Here is a 16,693-nt window from a genome sequence, read left to right on the forward strand (position 1 = left end):
CACTCTAGCATAGGGTCGCGGCCTCGCCGACCGCCGCCGTTCTCATTTTTCCCGCCAAAAACGTGCTCGATAGCGCAAACCCTGCGCAGGCTCGAATGCACCTAAACGAATCCTTACCGCGCCTTGCTCGACGGTGTCGTACAGCCGCGCCTCCAACGTCCGGTAACGCTCAATAACTTCGGCATGCGGATGGCCAAAGGCATTGTGCGCACCACGGGAAATCAGCGCAGCTGTGGGTCTGACCTTTTCCAGAAAAGCCACCGAAGATGAACTGCGACTGCCATGGTGCGGCGCCAGCAACCACTCTGCCGGCATAACCAGACCGCTATTGAGCAATGCCCGCTCGGCCTGGCTATCGATGTCACCGGTCAGCCACAGCCGCTCGCCATTGGCCTCAATGCGCAGCACGCAGGACGCTTGATTGCCATCGCTCGCACCATCCCAGCGCCAGGTACTGAACTGCACGCCATCCCACTGCCAGTGCTGATCACTGGCGCAAGCTTGGGCCTGTAGTGAAGGCGCGAGCTTATCTGCTTCTCCACTGAGCACCTGCCTGACCGGCAGACCGCGCTGGATCGCTGCGGCGCCACCGGCGTGATCGTTATCGGCATGGCTGATCAGCAGCAGATCCAGGGCTCGGACATCCAGCGCCCGCAGAGAAGGCAGTACGACGCGCTCACCAGTATCGAACTCGCCAAAGCGCGGTCCGGCGTCATACAGCAGGTCATGCGACTGGGTGCGCACCAGCACCGCCAGACCCTGACCGACATCCAGCATCCACACCTCGGCCCGCCCGTATTCCGGACGCTGCTGCGGGCTGAACAACAAGGGCAGCAGCAGTAAGGCACCCAAGCTGCGCATTGGAAAAGCGGCTGGCAGCAGCAAAACCAACGCGCCCAGCGCCACCATCAGCCAGGCCCAGAATGGCAAGGCACTAGGCAACCAGGCCGGCAGCCAAAGGGCCAATTGCGTCAATAACTCGAACAACAGATCCAGCACACCGCCTGCTATCCAGAGCAACGTAGCGCCGACGCCAGGTAAAGGCAGCAACAGCGTACCGAGCAATGCCAATGGCACCACCAGAAACCCAACGATAGGGACAGCCACCAGATTGGCCAAGGGGCCACTGGCACTCACCGGCAAACCAAGGGCAAGCAGCAGCGGCAACAAGCCGATAGCCATGGCCCATTGCGCGCGCAGGAGGGTGCTCCACCAAGGCCAGGCACCGAGCCGACCGCTGAAGATCAGGATCAGCAGCATGACTGCGCCAAAGGACAACCAGAACCCTGGTTGCAAACTGGCCAACGGCTCACCCAGCAACACTGCAAGTAATGTCACCAACACGGGCAACCACACACCCAGATGGCGAAAGCGCCAGCGCCAGAGCAGCACCAGGCAGATCATCACGCAAGCGCGCTGTACTGGCACTTCAAACCCTGCCAATAGGCCGTACGCCAACGCACCAAGAAAAGCCAACAGACAAGCACTCGGCAGCCAGGGCCAACTGAGCGGCCAAAGTCCTAGGCGCGCCAAACTGGCAACCAAGCCATATAAAAGCGCCGCCAACAGACCAATATGCTGACCGGAGATCACCATCAGGTGCACCGTGCCGGTGTTCTGCAATACCTGCCAATCTGCTGTTGAAAGCCCCGAATCATCGCCCAACACCAGGGCTGCCAACGTGCCTTCGCGACCATGTGCGGGCGTTGCCAAGAGCTGCTGACGCAAGCGGTCGCGCCAGGCCCCTGTTCCACTGGCAGGAGCAATCAGCTCGCCACTTTTAACCGTACCCGTGGCGCCGATACGTTGTGCCAGCAGCCAGGCTTCGTAATCGAATGCCTGAGGGTTGACCAGACCATGAGGGCGCTTGAGGCGTACGGCTAAACGCCAGGTTTCACCGGCGCGCACTGCCGGCCCGCCATACCAGGCCAGACGCAAACGTGCGGGCAATCTGTCACGCCGTGAAACCACCTGTTCCAGCTGAAAGCGCACCACGCCTTCGCCCACCTCGGGCAGGCCAACCACCTGCCCTTGCAACCACAAGGTACGCGAATCCAACTGCTGCGCCAGGCGATCATCCAACGCCCACTGCGCCGATACGCACGCCCAAGTGAAGCCAAATAGAAACAAGGCAATGGGATAGCTGCGAAATGGCAACAGCATCAAGCCCGCGACCGGCAGAACAGCCAGCAGCCATAAGGGCGGCAAAGCTGGAAGGAAGCGCAGCACCAGCAGCCCGGCCACCAGCGCGAAAATCCCTGTGCGCATAGACTCGCTCCGTGAGTCGAATACAGCATTTAACCTATCGATCAGCTTTTGCTTATTTGCTGTCACAAAGTGTGAAAACAGACTGCCATCAAAGGGTGCATAATGTCGGCGCTTTTACCCGCCAGAGAGCCTTCATGCCGCGTCGTTTATTCAAGCGCTACATGCCCCACCCAGACCGTATCAAGGGCAATAAATCCCTGCGCTTTCTGGGCAGCCTGATCCACGACCCCAACCTCTGGCACCTCAACCGCCATTCTGTTTCACGCGCCATGGCCATCGGCCTGTTCTGGGCGATGATCCCCATGCCCATGCAAATGGCCGCTGCCGCCGCCGTGGCGATTCCAGCCCGGGGTAACCTGCCGATTTCGATTGGCCTGGTCTGGCTGACCAACCCGATCACCATGCCGCCGGTGTTCTACTGCAGCTACAAGTTTGGCGCCTGGCTGATGAACACGCCTACCCTGCAAATGCCTGATCACATCACACTCAGTTGGGTCGGTCATGTTCTGCAAACCCACTGGCAGCCGCTCTATCTGGGCTCGTTAGTACTCGGCCTGCTGTTCGCCCTGATCGGCTACTTCGCCACCAACGCTTACTGGCGCTGGTGGGTGCGACATAACTGGCGCAAACGCCAGGAAAAACGTCGGCAGCAAGACGTGCAGCACTGATGTAAAAAAGCCGTTACTGAGTAACGGCTTTTTTGTTTCTGCCAGCGTAGCTTATTCGTAACGCAACGCCTCAGCAGGTTGAATGCGCGATGCTCGCCAAGAGGGGTAAACGGTAGCCAGAAAGCTCAGGCTGAACGCTGCACCGCAGATCAACAGCACATCAGACAGCAGCAACTCAGACGGCAGGTTGCTGATGAAATACACATCCGAGCTCATCACCTGCTGGCCGCTCAAGCGCTCGATCCAGCCCACCAACTGGCTGACATTCAGCGCCGCGAGAATCCCCAGCACCGCGCCAATCACAGTACCGATCACGCCGATCACCGTACCTTGCACCATAAAGATGCCCATGATCTGAGCCGGTGTCGCGCCCAAGGTGCGCAGAATGGCGATATCCGCGCCCTTGTCTGCCACCACCATGATCAACGTCGCAATGATATTGAAGGCCGCCACTGCAACGATCAGCAGCAGCAACAGGCCGATCATGGTCTTCTCCATCTTCATTGCACTGAACAGGCTGCCCTGGGTCAGGGTCCAGTCTGCGGAGCTGTAACCCGCGCCCAGCTTTCCGACAATCTGCGCGGCGACTTGTGGCGCCTGGTACAGGTCTTTCAGCTTCAGGCGCACGCTCTGCACCTGACCCGGCTGCATGCGCTGGATATGCGCTGCATCGGCGACATGGATCAACGCCAGCGAGCTGTCCAGCTCGGCGCCCACCTTGAAGATGCCGACCACGTTAAGGCGCTGCATACGCGGGCTGATACCGCCCGGCACAGTGCTTAGCTCCGGCACGATCAGCGCCAGCTTGTCGCCCACCCGCAGCTGAAAGCGCCGTGCGGTAATCTCACCCAGCACCACGCCAAACTCACCCTCACGCAGGTCGCTCAGGCGGCCTTGCTGCATATGCTTGTCGATGATCGACACTTGCGGTTCCAGCGCCGGATCGATGCCGTGCAACTGCACCGGCTGCATCGCCCCGCGCACCGAAAGCATGCCTTCCAGCTCGGCAAACGGCACTGCCGCGACTACTTGCGGATTGTTCTTCGCGGCTGCAGCGACCTGCTGCCAGTTATCCAGCGGCTGCGTTCCGGCGATGCTGGCGTGCGGCACCATACCGAGGATGCGCGTGCTCATTTCCTTCTGAAAACCGTTCATCACCGACAGCACCACGATCATGGCCAACACACCCAAGGCCAGGCCGATCATCGAAGTCATCGAGATAAAGGAAATAAAGTGATTGCGCCGCTTGGCCCCGGTATAGCGGATACCGATAAAGATACTCAGCGGACGAAACATCAGGCGGCCACCAGCTTGCCGTCTTCCAGACGCAGAATGCGGTCCATCTGCTGGGCCAGCGCCATGTCGTGTGTCACCACCAAAAAGGCGGTCTGCGACGAGCTGCTCAGCTCCTTCATCAGGTCCTGAATGCCTTGCGCAGTGTGATGATCGAGGTTGCCGGTGGGCTCATCGAGCAGTACCAGACCCGGCTGATTGACCAGCGCGCGGGCGATGGCCACACGCTGACGCTCGCCACCGGAAAGCTCAGACGGCTTGTGCGCCAGGCGATGACCAAGGCCAACCCGTTCCAACAGCGCGGTGGCACGCTGGCGCGCTTCGCTGATCGACGTGCGGCCAATCAGCAGAGGCATGCACACGTTTTCCAGCGCGGTAAATTCCGGCAGCAGGTGGTGGAACTGGTAAACGAAACCCAGGGCGCGGTTACGCAGCAGGCCGCGCTGCTTTTCATTCAGCGCCGACAACTCCTCGCCCGCCAGCCAGACGCTGCCAGTGCTCGGCGTATCCAGGCCACCTAGCATATTCAGCAAGGTGCTCTTGCCCGAGCCGGAGCTGCCGACAATCGCCACGCGCTCGCCGGGGTGCAGTTCCAGCTGCAAATCATGCAGCACCACCACTGATTGCGGGCCCTCGTCGTAGCTTTTACCGAGGTTGCGACAACTCAACACTGCACGATCTTGCATAACCGAATCACTCATAACCTGATCATTCATAACGTAGCGCCTCCGCAGGCTGGGTACGCGCTGCGCGCCAGGCCGGATACAGGGTGGCGAAGAAACTTAGAATCAACGCCGCGCCACAGACCAGCAGCACATCCGCCAGCATCAGCTGCGAGGGCAGGTAGTCAATGAAATACACATCGGCATTGAGAAACTTGATCCCCAACAACCCTTCCAACGCAGCAATCGCACTGCTGATATTCAAAGCCGCTAGGCAGCCCAGCACCGCGCCAATCGCCGTGCCGAATACGCCGATCACCGTGCCCTGGACCATAAAGATCGCCATGATCTGCCGTGGCGTCGCGCCCAGGGTACGCAGAATAGCGATATCGCCCTTCTTGTCGGTAACCACCATGACCAGGGTGGAAATGATGTTGAACGCAGCGACCGCAACGATCAGCAACAGCAGCAGGCCAATCATCGCCTTCTCCATGCGGATCGCCTGGTACAGGTTGCCGTGGGTACGGGTCCAGTCGCGGGCATAGTAGTCCCCCTCACCCAAGGTTTGCGCCAATGCCCAAGCGGTGCGCGGAGCTTCAAATAGATCAGCGAACTTCAGACGAATGCCCTGTACCTGATCGGCCTGCCAGCGCTGCAAGCGCGCCAGATCCTGCACATGGGTCAGGGCCAGGTGACCGTCGATCTCGCCAGCGCCAACATGGAAAATACCTACCACGGTAAACCGCTTAAGTCGTGGAAACATACCGGCCGGGGTTACCGTCACTTCCGGCGCAACAAAGGTAACCTTGTCGCCCAGACCAACACCGAGCTTGGCCGCCGCCTTGTCGCCCAGCACCATGCCGAATTCACCGGGCTGCAACGCCTCCAGGCGACCCTGCTGAAAAAAGTTGCCGATGATCGAGACCTTGGCTTCTTCCTGCGGATCGACCGCATTGATCAGCACTTTCTGCACCTTGCCGTCGTTGGTCAGCAGGCCCTGCATCTGGCTAAAAGGTGCAACCGCCAGCACTTGCGGGTTGCGCTGCGCCTGATCGGCCAGGCTGCGCCAGTCCTTGATCGGTGTGGCACTTTCCACCGTGGCGTGAGGCACCATACCGAGCACACGGGTGCGCATTTCATGGTCGAAGCCATTCATTACCGACAGCACCAGAATCATCACCAGCACACCAAGTGCCAGCCCGATCATCGAGGTCAGGGAAATAAAGGATACGAAGTGGTTGCGACGCTTGGCCCGCGTGTAGCGCGTGCCGATAAATACGAACAGAGGTCTGAACATGTCGGGGCTGATTCGAGGGAAAAAGAAACGTCCTTGTGGCGGGGCTTGGCGAGCAGCCTTACACTCTGACCACTACTGCTGCCATGGGTTCGCCATGCCGACTCAAGATGAAGATGATCGCCGCGAATACTATCGTATCGACGATACGATCGCACTGGAATTCACCCTACTCTCAGGCGCCGAAGCCCTGGCCAGTGACGAGCTTCACGACAACTCGCCATTGTTCAACCTGCTCAGCGACCTGCACCTGATGGACTTCGAGTCGCAGCACCTGCTGCGGCACATCACCGAACGCGATCGCACCCTGGCCAACTACCTCAAGGTGATGAACAAGCGCATCGACTTGCTCGGTCAGGCCGTGGCGCAGAGCCTGCTGCGCGACATTGGTACGCCGCGCAGGGTCAGTCTGTCCGAGGGCGGTGTCAGCTTCAATAACCCTCAACAGGTCGCTGCCGGCGCGCACCTGGCGCTGAAAATGGTGCTGATGCCGCAAGCCCTTGGGCTACTGTTGCGGGCCAAGGTGGTGCATTGCCAAGCATTGCCCTCACAGCAATTTGAGATTGGTGCAGAATTCGAGGCCCTGACCGATGCCCAGCGCCAGCTGCTGGCCCGGCATATTCTGCAGCGCCAGGCCCTGGAGCGTCGCCAGGCCCGCGAGCAACCTCTGCAACCCTGATAGCGAGCCACCATGCCCCGTCTGTTTCTGCTTCTTGCCCTGTTTATGCCTCTCGGCGCTTACGCCGATACCCTGCAAATTCCTATTGGCCAGCAAGGTGGCGGCACACTGCAGCTGCCGCAGTTCGGCGAATCACAACGCGCGGTGCTCGAGCGTTTCGGCCTGGCCGATGAAGAACATCCTAGCGTTGGTAACCCACCGATCACCCGCTGGGATTACCGCGAATTCAGCGTCTACTTCGAGCACAAACACGTGATCAACAGCGTGCGTCATCATCAGCCCGGCGCAACCCTGCCCGACAAGGAGCAACAGTGACAGTTATCTATGGACATCGCGGCGCCAAAGGCGAGGTGCCGGAAAATACCCTGGCCAGCTTCCAGCAATGCCTCAAACACGGCGTGCGCCGCTGCGAACTGGACCTGCACCTGTCGCGCGATGGCGAGCTGATGGTGATTCACGACCCAACCCTCAAGCGCACCACCGGCCACCGCGGCAAGGTCGTTGAGCATGATGCGGCCGAGCTGGTGACTTACGACGCACGCAGAGGCGGCCCTGGCGCCGTTACGCCATGTCCGATCCCGCGACTGGAAGAGCTGTTCCAGCACTGTGATTTCGAGCACTGGCAACTGGAAGTCAAAAGCGCCTCGAAGGTTCGCTCCGCGCGTATGGTCAAGGCAATTGCCGAATTGGCCGAGCGCTACCAGCTGACGGACAAAGTCACCGTCACCTCCAGCTCCCGCGAAGTGCTCGGCGCCCTGCAACGCCTGACGCCGCACCTGCAACGCGGGCTGGTCGCCGAATACGCCTGGCTCGACCCATTGAAAGTGGCCAAGCACTACGGCTGTCACCTGCTCGCGCTGAACTGGACGCTGTGCACCCCGGAACGCCTGCTCAAAGCGCAGAAAGCCGGCTTGCACGTCTCGGTGTGGACGGTCAACGAACCGGCCCTGATGCGCCGCCTGGCAGACTTCGGCGTGGACAGCATCATCACCGACTTTCCCGGCCTGGCCGTGGCGACCCTGGAATAACCTCCCGGATAGCCCCGCTACAGAAACGAAAAAACCGGCCGCAAGGGCCGGTTTTTCGTTAAGCCTGATCAGAAACTTTCGCGATTAGGCCAACGCCAGTCGCTGGAGTCGCTGAACGGGTTCTCCCCGGCCGGCTCAGGCCACCGGCCGGAGCCGCTCAAAAAAGCCGGTTGAGGCCGTCGAACGCCGCCACCCGGTAGGCTTCCGCCATGGTCGGGTAGTTGAAGGTGGTGTTGACGAAATACTTGATGGTATTGGCTTCACCCTTCTGGTTCATGATCGCCTGGCCGATATGCACAATCTCAGAGGCCTGGTAGCCGAAGCAATGCACGCCGAGCACTTCCAGGGTTTCACGGTGGAACAGCAGCTTGAGCATGCCCACCGGCTCATGGGAAATCTGCGCACGGGCCATGCCTTTGAAGAACGCCTTACCGACTTCATAAGGGATCTTGGCCTGAGTCAGCTCGCGCTCGTTCTTACCAATCGAACTGATTTCCGGAATGGTGTAGATGCCGGTTGGCACGTCATCAACGAAGCGCCAGCTGCCATTGTCGACGATGCTGCCCGCAGCCGAACGGCCCTGGTCGGCGGCCGCACTGGCCAAACTCGGCCAGCCAATCACGTCGCCCGCCGCGTAGACGTTCGACACCTGGGTACGGTAATTCTGATCAACCTCGATCTGGCCACGGCTATTGACCTTGATGCCAATATTTTCCAGACCTAGCTGATCGGTATTGCCGGTACGGCCGTTGCACCAGAGGAAGGCGTCGGCTTTGATCTTCTTACCGGACTTGAGGTGCAGGATGACTCCGTTATCCAGCCCTTCGACACTTTCGTACTCTTCGTTGTGGCGAATAAGCACATTGTTAGTACGCAAGTGATAACTCAGCGCATCGGAGATTTCCGCATCAAGGAAACTCAGCAGTTGATCGCGGTTGTCGATCAAGTCGACCAATACGCCCAAGCCACTGAAGATAGAAGCGTACTCAGAGCCGATTACACCCGCTCCGTAAATGATGATGCGCCGCGGGGTATGACCCAGGCTGAGAATGGTGTCGCTGTCGTAGATGCGCGAATGATTAAAGTCCACGTCCAGTGGGCGGTATGGACGAGAGCCGGTGGCAATGACGATCTGCTTGGCCACCAGTTTTTCCACCACGCCATTGGCGCACACCACTTCAATGGTGTGCTCATCAGCAAAGCTGCCGGTGCCGAAGAACACATCAATACGGTTACGGGCGTAGTAACCAGTGCGCGAACTGACCTGTTTGGCGATGACCCGCTCGGCACTTTTCAGCACATCCGGAAAGGAGAACCAGCGCGGCTCACCGATCTGACGGAACATCGGATTGGTGTTGAACTGCATGATCTGCCGCACCGAATGACGCAGTGCCTTGGACGGGATAGTGCCCAAGTGGGTGCAGTTACCGCCAACCTCGCGGCGGCTGTCGACCACGGCTACCTTACGCCCAGCCTTGGCGGCGTTCATTGCCGCGCCTTCACCCGCAGGGCCGGAACCCAGCACCACTACATCGTAGTTGTAGACCGCCATGTTTACTCCTTCAGATCACACCGGAGCACTTATACCGTGCTCTCGGCAGGGCCAGCACTGCACGCGCAGCCTGACAATCAATACGTTCACTGCAGCCTAGCTTGTTCGCGGGGCACAGGGCGCTTAGCGTTTGGTCGCGTCGTAAGCCAGGGCCTCGGTTTTGCCTTGTGGCTCGCTGTTGACCTCTTCGCACTTCTCACGGCTGCCACCACAGATCGAGCACTCTTTCTCAATACCCAAGTTGGCAATACCGCCGCATGAACCGGCGATGGGCTTACGCCCCATGATCACACCCACGGCCATCATGCCCACTACCAGCACCATGACCAGAAACACCACTAAAAACGTCATTACTCGTCTCCTGCAGCGAATAGCTGCTCGAAAGCCTGAGTTGTCTGTGTGACGAAAGCGTCACCATCACGGGTCACGAAAAACGCTGCAATCCCCATGCGCTCAGCAAATGCCAAGCCACGCTCAGTGCCCATCACCATTAGCACTGTAGACAAGCCATCGGCGCGCAAGGTCGATTTGTCCACCACAGTTACCGCTGCAAGCTTGTGGGTGATAGGCGCACCGGTCAACGGATCGAGCGTGTGCGAGTAGCGCTGCCCCTCTTCCTCGAAGTAATTGCGGTAATCACCTGAGGTAGAAATACCGTAGCCATCCACCGCCAGTACCCGCTGGGCTACACGCTGGCCGTCCTGCGGGGCCTCCAGGCCAATGCGCCAAGGCTGACCGTCGGGCTTTTTACCCGCAGCCTTAAGCTCACCGGTTACCTCAACCATATAACTGGTCACGCCCAGCTCAGTGAAGCGCTGCACAAGCTTGTCCACAGCATAACCGGCAGCAATGCTGTTGAAGTCGACCTGTACATCAACCTCTTTGCACAGCTGCTGCCCGTCACGACGCAGATGCTGCATGCCCACCCGCGCACGCGCGGCGACCAATTGCTCAGCGGTCGGCACCTTTTCGGCGCGCGCCTTGGGACCGAAACCCCACAGGTTAAGCAACGGCTCCAGGGTCAGGTCGAGTGCACCCTGACTTTGCTCATGCAGCAGGCGCCCGGCATCGACCAGCTCCAGCACCCCGTCCGGCATGGTCTGACAAGTACCCGCTGGGGCCTGGTTGAATTGCTCGATTGCGGAATCATCGCGATAGGTCGACATCTGCACGTCAACCTCAGCCAGGATGGCATCGGTCTCGCGCTTGAGTGACTCAACGCTCGGCGTGTCCTTGCTGCGCACGTATTTGACCGTGTAGGTGCTGCCCATGGTCGGGCCGCCAAACTCTTCTACACGCTCTGAAAACCAACAGCCCGTTAGGGCTGTCAGCAAGCTGACAGCGATAACGGGCCGCAGTAGCACATGGCTCATCATTAACCGCCGAAGTCGTCGAGCAGGATGTTCTCCTCCTCCACACCCAGATCGATCAGCATTTTGATCACGGCGGCGTTCATCATGGGCGGGCCGCACATATAGAACTCACACTCTTCCGGAGCCGGGTGGTCTTTGAGGTAGTTCTCGTACAGCACGTTGTGGATAAAGCCCTTGAGACCCGTCCAGTTGTCTTCCGGCAGCGGATCAGACAGCGCCAGATGCCACTTGAAGTTGGGGTTCTCGGCCTGCAGCTGATCGTATTCTTCAACGTAGAAGGCTTCACGCATGGAGCGCGCGCCGTACCAGAAGCTGATCTTGCGGGTCGATTTCAAGCGCTTGAGCTGGTCGAAGATGTGCGAACGCATCGGCGCCATACCGGCACCACCACCGATAAAGACCATCTCGGCGTCGGTGTCTTTGGCGAAGAACTCACCAAACGGACCGTACACATCAATCTTGTCGCCCGGTTTAAGGCTGAATACGTAGGAACTCATCTTGCCCGGTGGCAGATCGTCTTTACCCGGTGGCGGCGAGGCAATACGGATATTGAACTTCACCAGACCCACTTCTTCCGGGTAGTTGGCCATGGAGTAGGCACGGATAACGGTCTCTTCGACCTTGGACACGTACTTCCACTGGTTAAACTTGTCCCAGTCGCCGCGGTACTCTTCCTGAATATCGAAGTCCTTGTAGTGCACTTCGTGCGGCGGACATTCCAGCTGCACATAGCCGCCAGCGCGGAAATCGACACTTTCACCTTCTGGCAATTTCAGCGTCAGTTCCTTGATGAAGGTGGCCACGTTGGGGTTGGACTCAACGGTGCATTGCCACTTCTTCACGCCGAACACTTCTTCCGGCACTTCGATCTTCATGTCCTGCTTGACCGGCGTCTGACAGGACAGGCGCCAGCCGGCCTTGGCTTCGCGACGAGTGAAAGCAGCCTCTTCAGTCGGCAACATTTCACCGCCGCCATGCTCGACCACACACTTGCACTGGGCGCAGGTACCGCCGCCACCGCATGCTGAAGACAGGAAGATATTGTTGGCCGCCAGGGTCTGCAGCAACTTGCCACCCGCTGGAACCACAATGGTTTTTTCGCCGTTGATCTCGATGCTCACGTCACCGCTGGAAACCAGCTTGGCGCGCGCCGCGAGAATAACCAGCACCAGCGCCAGCACGATGCCGGTGAACATGCCGATGGCGATAAGGATCTCTAAATTGATCATCTATGCATCCCTTCCTTACAACTGCACGCCGGAGAAGGACATAAAGCCCAGAGACATCAGACCGATGGTAATAAAGGTGATACCCAGGCCCTGCAGGCCGTCTGGCACATCGCTGTATTTGAGCTTTTCGCGAATACCTGCCAGCGCAGCAATCGCAAGCGCCCACGACAGGCCGGAACCAAAGCCATACACGGTACTTTCAGCAAGGTTGTAGTCACGCTCAACCATGAACAGGGTGCCGCCCATGATGGCGCAGTTCACCGTGATCAGCGGCAGGAACACCCCCAGGGCGTTGTAGAGGCTGGGTACATACTTATCAAGCAGCATCTCGAGGATCTGCACGATGGCCGCGATCACCCCGATATAGCTGAGCAGACCGAGGAAACTCAGGTCCACTTCCGGCAAACCGGCCCAGGCCAGCGCGCCATCTTTCAGCAGGTAGGTGTAGATCAGGTTGTTCGCCGGCACGGTGATGACCTGCACCACGATGACCGCGATGCCCAGGCCAATCGCGGTCTCGACTTTCTTCGAGATCGCGATAAAGGTGCACATGCCGAGGAAGAAGGCCAATGCCATGTTCTCAACGAACACCGCCTTGGCCAGCAAGCTGAGGTAATGCTCCATTAGTAAGCCTCCTTATTTGAGACCTGCGGAGCCATCTTGAAGCTTGGCTTCTCCAGCTGATCTTTTTTCCAGCTACGCAGTGCCCAGATGAACAAGCCGATCAGGAAGAACGCCGAAGGCGGCAGCAGCAGCAAACCGTTAGGCTGGTACCAGCCACCGTCGTTGATGACCGGAATGATCTCGTAACCCATCAGTTTGCCCGCACCGAACAGCTCGCGAACGATGCCCAGCACGATCAGCATGGCGCTGTAACCGAGGCCGTTACCGATGCCGTCGAAGAACGACAGCACTGGCGGGTTCTGCATGGCAAAGGCTTCAGCACGGCCCATCACGATGCAGTTGGTGATGATCAGACCGACGAATACCGACAGCTGCTTGGACAGGCTGAAGGCAAAGGCCTTGAGCACCTGATCGACCACAATTACCAGGGAAGCAATGATCACCATCTGCACGATCATGCGGATGGAGCTGGGGATCTGGCTACGAATCATCGAGATAAACAGGTTGGAAAACCCGGTTACCAGGGTCAAAGCAATCGACATCACCAGCGCGGTTTTCAGGTTCGAGGTCACCGCCAGGGCGGAACAGATACCCAGAATCTGCAAACCAATCGGGTTGTTGTTGAAAATCGGGTTGAGCAGAACTTCTTTAATAGTCGGCTGCGACATGATCAAGCCTCCCCTTTTTGCAGATTGGCGAGGAACTGGGCAAAGCCGTTCTCTCCCAGCCAGAAGTGCAGCAAGTTATTGACGCCGTTCTGGGTCAGGGTTGCACCTGCCAGGCCGTCAACCTGATGGGTCGCCTGCGCGCTCTGCGCATCGACGTTGCCCTTGATGATCTGAATCGCCAGCTCGCCCTTGTCATCAAACAAGGTCTTGCCCAGCCACAGACTTTTCCACTTCGGGTTATCCACTTCGCCGCCTAGACCCGGGGTTTCGGCATGCTGATAGAAGCCGAAACCGGCAACGGTATTGAGGTCACCCTGGAGGGCCATAAAGCCGTGCAGGGTCGACCACAGGCCATAGCCACGCACCGGCAGAATCACGGTTTCCAGCTTGCCATCCTGCTCCACCAGGTAAACCGTGGTGAAACGCTCGCGGCGCTTGATCGAGGCGATATCGTCAGAGCCTTCAAGCACGGCTGATAACTTCGGATCCTTGGACGCTTTCAGCGGATCGAAAGTAGCCGGATTCTGCGCATCGCTGAAGGTGCCAGTGTCGAGATCGACAATGCGCGCACTGATGCGTTCGGCGAACAACGCCTTGACCTGCGCACTGCTCATGCTGGCATCGCCTAGCCCTGCAATCGCCAGAATGCTGCGCTGCTTATCGAGCTGACGGTTTTCCACTTGAGTAGGTTTCAGCGCAATAGCGGCACCGGCAACAAACACCGAACACACCAGGCAGACCAACAGGGCCACCACCAACGTGCGGACGGTGGATTCTTTTTGACTAGACATTGCGTGCCAGCCTCCGCTTGATATTGGCTTGAACGACAAAGTGGTCGATCAGCGGTGCAAACAGGTTGGCGAACAGGATCGCCAGCATCATGCCTTCAGGGAACGCTGGGTTGACCACACGGATCATCACCACCATCACCCCGATCAGGGCACCGAAGATCCACTTACCGGTATTGGTCATGGAAGCCGACACCGGGTCGGTGGCCATAAAGAACATACCGAAAGCAAAACCACCGACTACCAGGTGCCAGTACCACGGCATGGCAAACATCGGGTTGGTGTTCGAACCGAGCACATTGAGCAACAGGCTAAAGCCGATCATGCCCAGCATTACGCCGGTCACAATGCGCCAGGAGGCAATCTTGGTAATCAGCAGAATGCCGCCACCAATCAGAATCGCCAGGGTGCTGGTCTCACCCATGGAACCGTGAATGGTGCCTAAGAACGCATCCATCCAGGAGATGCCGTTGCTCACCACATTCTCGATGCCGCCAGCAGCCGCCAGGCTCAGCGAGGTTGCGCCAGCGAAACCATCAACCGCGGTCCAGACTGCATCACCGGACATCTGTGCCGGATAGGCGAAGAACAGGAAGGCACGGCCAGTCAGCGCCGGGTTCAGGAAGTTCTTGCCGGTACCGCCAAACACTTCCTTGCCGATCACCACACCGAAGCTGATACCCAGCGCGACCTGCCACAGCGGAATGCTTGGCGGCAGAGTCAGGGCGAACAGCACGGAGGTGACGAAGAAACCTTCGTTGACTTCATGCTTACGGATCGACGCGAATAGCACTTCCCAGAAGCCGCCGACGATAAATGCCGTGGCATACACAGGCAGGAAATACGCCGCGCCCTGGATAAAGTTATCCCACAGGCTGTTGGGATCAAACCCAGCCAGTGAACCGATCAGTGCAAAGCGCCAGCCTTCCTGAGCTGCCAGCAGTTCAGGGCTGTTGGCGAAAATCAGGTTGGCTTGATAACCGGTGTTCCACATCCCGAAAAACATCATCGGGAAGGTACACAACCACACAGTGATCATCATGCGTTTGAGGTCAATGCCGTCACGCACGTGGGCAGTGGTTTTGGTCACGCTACCGGGGCGATAAAAGAACGTGTCAATGGCCTCGTACAGCGCATAAAAGCTCTCGTACTTGCCACCTTTTTCGAAGTTGTGCTCGATTTTATCGAGGAATGCACGGATACCCATGACTTAACCCTCCTTTTCAATACGGGCGAGGTTATCGCGCAGGATCGGGCCGTACTCGTACTTGCCGGCACACACGTAGGTGCATAGCGCCAAGTCTTCTTCGTCGAGTTCCAAGCAACCCAGTTTCTGGGCCATCTCGGTGTCACCGACAATCAGGTAGCGCAGCAGTTGAGTTGGCAGGATATCCAGCGGCATTACGGCTTCGTAATTGCCCACCGGCACCATGGCGCGTGGGCTGCCATTGGTGGTGGTGGAGAACGCGAACTTCTTCGCAGCACTCAGCTTGGAGACAAAGATGTTCAACACCGAATGCTTGTTCACCCCGGCACGCAGGTAATGCATCAGCTCACGCTCATGCCCTTCGGCCAGACAAGACACTTGCAGGTGATAACGACCAAGGAAGGCAAAAGCACCCTGCGCAGTACGGCCACCCAGCACCGAACCGGAAATAATCCGATTGAACCCAGGCTGCAGCTGACCGGCAGTCAGCTCGCTGAGGCTCGCGCCCAGACGGGTACGCAGCAAGCGTGGCTGCTCGACCACGGGACCGGCCAGCGCAATAACGCGCTCGGTCCACAGCTGTCCTGTGGTGAACAGTTTGCCAATGGCAATCACGTCCTGGTAATTGATCGACCAGACACTCTTGGTGGCGTTGACCGGATCGAGGAAGTGAATGTGCGTACCCGGCAAGCCTGCAGGGTGTGGTCCGGCAAAGGCTTCAGTGTGCACATTGCCCAACTGCTCGCCAGGCAGGCTCGCACCCTCGGCCTTGCACAGAAACACCTTGGCCAGGTTACTCAGCACCTGCAAACCATGGGTAAAGTCAGCGGCGTACTCGGCAATCACTACAGCCGGGTCAGCGGCCAGCGGATGAGTATCAATGGCCGTGACGAAAATCGAACTGGGTTTCGCATCAGCAGCCGGAACCTTGCTGAAGGGACGCGCACGCAGCGCAGTCCACAAACCCGACTGCAGCAGCACTTCGCGCACTTTGGCGTCGCCAACAGTCGCCAGCTGATCCACCGCTACCTGATCAAAGTTGATGTGCTCATCGCCCTCGACATCAATCACCACAGACTGCAGCACGCGCTTCTCACCGCGATGAATAGCGCTGATCACGCCTGCAGCTGGAGCGGTGTATTGCACGCCTGGCGACTTCTTGTCCGAGAACAGCACCTGGCCAAGCTTGACCCGGTCACCGACCTGAACCTCCATCGAAGGCTTCATACCGTGATAATCGAAGCCTATGACGGCGACGCTGCGCACCGGCCTTGCAGCCTCAATACGCTGCGCCGGCACGCCTGTTATGGGCAAATCGAGCCCATGTTTAATTTTGATCATAGGTTTGCCTAACCACTGA

17 protein-coding genes are annotated in these 16,693 nt (G+C 58.6%); 4 read left to right on the plus strand and 13 right to left on the minus strand.

The genetic code is table 11. The annotated features are described in order from the left end of the window. Window positions 1-42 precede the first annotated feature (42 nt). Window positions 43-2,268 carry a DNA internalization-related competence protein ComEC/Rec2 gene (locus tag BLO50_RS01005; RefSeq protein WP_090248018.1) on the minus strand — a complete coding sequence of 742 codons (2,226 nt, stop codon included), beginning with the start codon at window positions 2,266-2,268 and terminating at the stop codon, window positions 43-45. Window positions 2,269-2,402: 134 nt separating this feature from the next. Between BLO50_RS01005 and BLO50_RS01010 the strand changes: the two genes are divergently transcribed. Beyond that, complete coding sequence (locus BLO50_RS01010) at window positions 2,403-2,936, plus strand: DUF2062 domain-containing protein (RefSeq protein WP_090248020.1); 534 nt, start codon at window positions 2,403-2,405, stop codon at window positions 2,934-2,936. A 51-nt stretch (window positions 2,937-2,987) separates the two neighbouring features. Here BLO50_RS01010 and BLO50_RS01015 read toward each other — a convergent pair whose 3' ends face one another. From BLO50_RS01015 to BLO50_RS01025, 3 genes are read right to left on the minus strand one after another with little or no spacing between them, the layout of a single operon-like run. Next, window positions 2,988-4,232 carry a lipoprotein-releasing ABC transporter permease subunit gene (locus BLO50_RS01015; protein ID WP_090248021.1) on the minus strand — a complete coding sequence of 415 codons (1,245 nt, stop codon included), beginning with the start codon at window positions 4,230-4,232 and terminating at the stop codon, window positions 2,988-2,990. After that, window positions 4,232-4,915 carry a lipoprotein-releasing ABC transporter ATP-binding protein LolD gene (lolD, locus tag BLO50_RS01020; RefSeq protein WP_169852833.1) on the minus strand — a complete coding sequence of 228 codons (684 nt, stop codon included), beginning with the start codon at window positions 4,913-4,915 and terminating at the stop codon, window positions 4,232-4,234. Before lolD ends, BLO50_RS01015 begins: the two co-directional genes overlap by 1 nt. Window positions 4,916-4,937: 22 nt before the next feature. Further along, a complete protein-coding gene (locus tag BLO50_RS01025; protein ID WP_090248023.1) occupies window positions 4,938-6,188 on the minus strand; it encodes a lipoprotein-releasing ABC transporter permease subunit in 1,251 nt (416 codons plus the stop codon). Window positions 6,189-6,282: 94 nt separating this feature from the next. Here BLO50_RS01025 and BLO50_RS01030 point away from each other — a divergent pair, with 94 nt between their 5' ends. Genes BLO50_RS01030 through BLO50_RS01040 form a run of 3 tightly spaced genes read left to right on the plus strand, consistent with a single transcriptional unit; the run spans window position 6,283 to window position 7,892 of the window. Beyond that, window positions 6,283-6,864 carry a PilZ domain-containing protein gene (locus tag BLO50_RS01030; protein WP_090248024.1) on the plus strand — a complete coding sequence of 194 codons (582 nt, stop codon included), beginning with the start codon at window positions 6,283-6,285 and terminating at the stop codon, window positions 6,862-6,864. Between the two features lie 12 nt (window positions 6,865-6,876). Continuing rightward, the gene (locus BLO50_RS01035) at window positions 6,877-7,179 is read left to right on the plus strand and encodes a phosphodiesterase (RefSeq protein ID WP_090248026.1); all 303 of its coding nucleotides are present in this window, start codon (window positions 6,877-6,879) and stop codon (window positions 7,177-7,179) included. Beyond that, a complete protein-coding gene (locus BLO50_RS01040) occupies window positions 7,176-7,892 on the plus strand; it encodes a glycerophosphodiester phosphodiesterase (protein WP_090248028.1) in 717 nt (238 codons plus the stop codon). The genes BLO50_RS01035 and BLO50_RS01040 overlap by 4 nt, the downstream gene beginning before the upstream one ends. Window positions 7,893-8,049: 157 nt before the next feature. Here the strand turns inward: BLO50_RS01040 and sthA are convergent, their stop codons facing one another. The 9 genes from sthA to BLO50_RS01085 all read right to left on the minus strand — a co-directional run bounded on the left by sthA (window position 8,050) and on the right by BLO50_RS01085 (window position 16,674). Continuing rightward, window positions 8,050-9,444: a Si-specific NAD(P)(+) transhydrogenase gene (gene sthA / locus BLO50_RS01045; protein ID WP_090248029.1), complete on the minus strand. Its 1,395-nt coding sequence runs from the start codon at window positions 9,442-9,444 to the stop codon at window positions 8,050-8,052. 123 nt (window positions 9,445-9,567) lie between these two features. Further along, window positions 9,568-9,795 carry a (Na+)-NQR maturation NqrM gene (nqrM, locus tag BLO50_RS01050; protein ID WP_090248031.1) on the minus strand — a complete coding sequence of 76 codons (228 nt, stop codon included), beginning with the start codon at window positions 9,793-9,795 and terminating at the stop codon, window positions 9,568-9,570. Beyond that, complete coding sequence (locus BLO50_RS01055) at window positions 9,795-10,715, minus strand: FAD:protein FMN transferase (RefSeq protein ID WP_090251098.1); 921 nt, start codon at window positions 10,713-10,715, stop codon at window positions 9,795-9,797. The genes nqrM and BLO50_RS01055 overlap by 1 nt, the downstream gene beginning before the upstream one ends. 104 nt (window positions 10,716-10,819) lie before the next feature. Next, window positions 10,820-12,046, minus strand: coding sequence for an NADH:ubiquinone reductase (Na(+)-transporting) subunit F (gene nqrF / locus BLO50_RS01060; protein WP_090248033.1), 1,227 nt, complete (start codon window positions 12,044-12,046; stop codon window positions 10,820-10,822). 15 nt (window positions 12,047-12,061) lie between these two features. Beyond that, on the minus strand, window positions 12,062-12,670 hold the full coding sequence (gene nqrE / locus BLO50_RS01065; RefSeq protein ID WP_090248035.1) for an NADH:ubiquinone reductase (Na(+)-transporting) subunit E: 609 nt from the start codon (window positions 12,668-12,670) through the stop codon (window positions 12,062-12,064). Further along, complete coding sequence (locus BLO50_RS01070) at window positions 12,670-13,344, minus strand: NADH:ubiquinone reductase (Na(+)-transporting) subunit D (protein WP_169852822.1); 675 nt, start codon at window positions 13,342-13,344, stop codon at window positions 12,670-12,672. Before BLO50_RS01070 ends, nqrE begins: the two co-directional genes overlap by 1 nt. Next, window positions 13,341-14,129, minus strand: a complete 789-nt coding sequence (locus BLO50_RS01075) for a Na(+)-translocating NADH-quinone reductase subunit C (protein WP_090248038.1) — start codon at window positions 14,127-14,129, stop codon at window positions 13,341-13,343. Before BLO50_RS01075 ends, BLO50_RS01070 begins: the two co-directional genes overlap by 4 nt. After that, a complete protein-coding gene (locus BLO50_RS01080) occupies window positions 14,122-15,333 on the minus strand; it encodes an NADH:ubiquinone reductase (Na(+)-transporting) subunit B (protein WP_090248040.1) in 1,212 nt (403 codons plus the stop codon). Before BLO50_RS01080 ends, BLO50_RS01075 begins: the two co-directional genes overlap by 8 nt. A 3-nt stretch (window positions 15,334-15,336) precedes the next feature. Beyond that, window positions 15,337-16,674 (minus strand): Na(+)-translocating NADH-quinone reductase subunit A, encoded by a 1,338-nt coding sequence (locus tag BLO50_RS01085; protein WP_090248041.1) that lies wholly within the window; start codon window positions 16,672-16,674, stop codon window positions 15,337-15,339. Between the last annotated feature and the right edge of the window lie 19 nt (window positions 16,675-16,693).

The organism is Pseudomonas peli (genome assembly GCF_900099645.1).
GTDB classification, from domain to species: Bacteria; Pseudomonadota; Gammaproteobacteria; order Pseudomonadales; family Pseudomonadaceae; genus Aquipseudomonas; species Aquipseudomonas peli.

What these genes read in the sequence shown, in the direction of transcription:
- BLO50_RS01005 (WP_090248018.1), bottom strand. Translation starts at nt 2,268, where the DNA reads ATGCGCACAGGGATTTTCGCGCTGGTGGCCGGGCTGCTGGTGCTGCGC.
- BLO50_RS01010 (WP_090248020.1), top strand. Translation starts at nt 2,403, where the DNA reads ATGCCGCGTCGTTTATTCAAGCGCTACATGCCCCACCCAGACCGTATC.
- BLO50_RS01015 (WP_090248021.1), bottom strand. Translation starts at nt 4,232, where the DNA reads ATGTTTCGTCCGCTGAGTATCTTTATCGGTATCCGCTATACCGGGGCC.
- lolD (WP_169852833.1), bottom strand. Translation starts at nt 4,915, where the DNA reads ATGCAAGATCGTGCAGTGTTGAGTTGTCGCAACCTCGGTAAAAGCTAC.
- BLO50_RS01025 (WP_090248023.1), bottom strand. Translation starts at nt 6,188, where the DNA reads ATGTTCAGACCTCTGTTCGTATTTATCGGCACGCGCTACACGCGGGCC.
- BLO50_RS01030 (WP_090248024.1), top strand. Translation starts at nt 6,283, where the DNA reads ATGCCGACTCAAGATGAAGATGATCGCCGCGAATACTATCGTATCGAC.
- BLO50_RS01035 (WP_090248026.1), top strand. Translation starts at nt 6,877, where the DNA reads ATGCCCCGTCTGTTTCTGCTTCTTGCCCTGTTTATGCCTCTCGGCGCT.
- sthA (WP_090248029.1), bottom strand. Translation starts at nt 9,444, where the DNA reads ATGGCGGTCTACAACTACGATGTAGTGGTGCTGGGTTCCGGCCCTGCG.
- nqrM (WP_090248031.1), bottom strand. Translation starts at nt 9,795, where the DNA reads ATGACGTTTTTAGTGGTGTTTCTGGTCATGGTGCTGGTAGTGGGCATG.
- BLO50_RS01055 (WP_090251098.1), bottom strand. Translation starts at nt 10,715, where the DNA reads ATGGGCAGCACCTACACGGTCAAATACGTGCGCAGCAAGGACACGCCG.
- nqrF (WP_090248033.1), bottom strand. Translation starts at nt 12,046, where the DNA reads ATGATCAATTTAGAGATCCTTATCGCCATCGGCATGTTCACCGGCATC.
- nqrE (WP_090248035.1), bottom strand. Translation starts at nt 12,670, where the DNA reads ATGGAGCATTACCTCAGCTTGCTGGCCAAGGCGGTGTTCGTTGAGAAC.
- BLO50_RS01075 (WP_090248038.1), bottom strand. Translation starts at nt 14,129, where the DNA reads ATGTCTAGTCAAAAAGAATCCACCGTCCGCACGTTGGTGGTGGCCCTG.
- BLO50_RS01080 (WP_090248040.1), bottom strand. Translation starts at nt 15,333, where the DNA reads ATGGGTATCCGTGCATTCCTCGATAAAATCGAGCACAACTTCGAAAAA.
- BLO50_RS01085 (WP_090248041.1), bottom strand. Translation starts at nt 16,674, where the DNA reads ATGATCAAAATTAAACATGGGCTCGATTTGCCCATAACAGGCGTGCCG.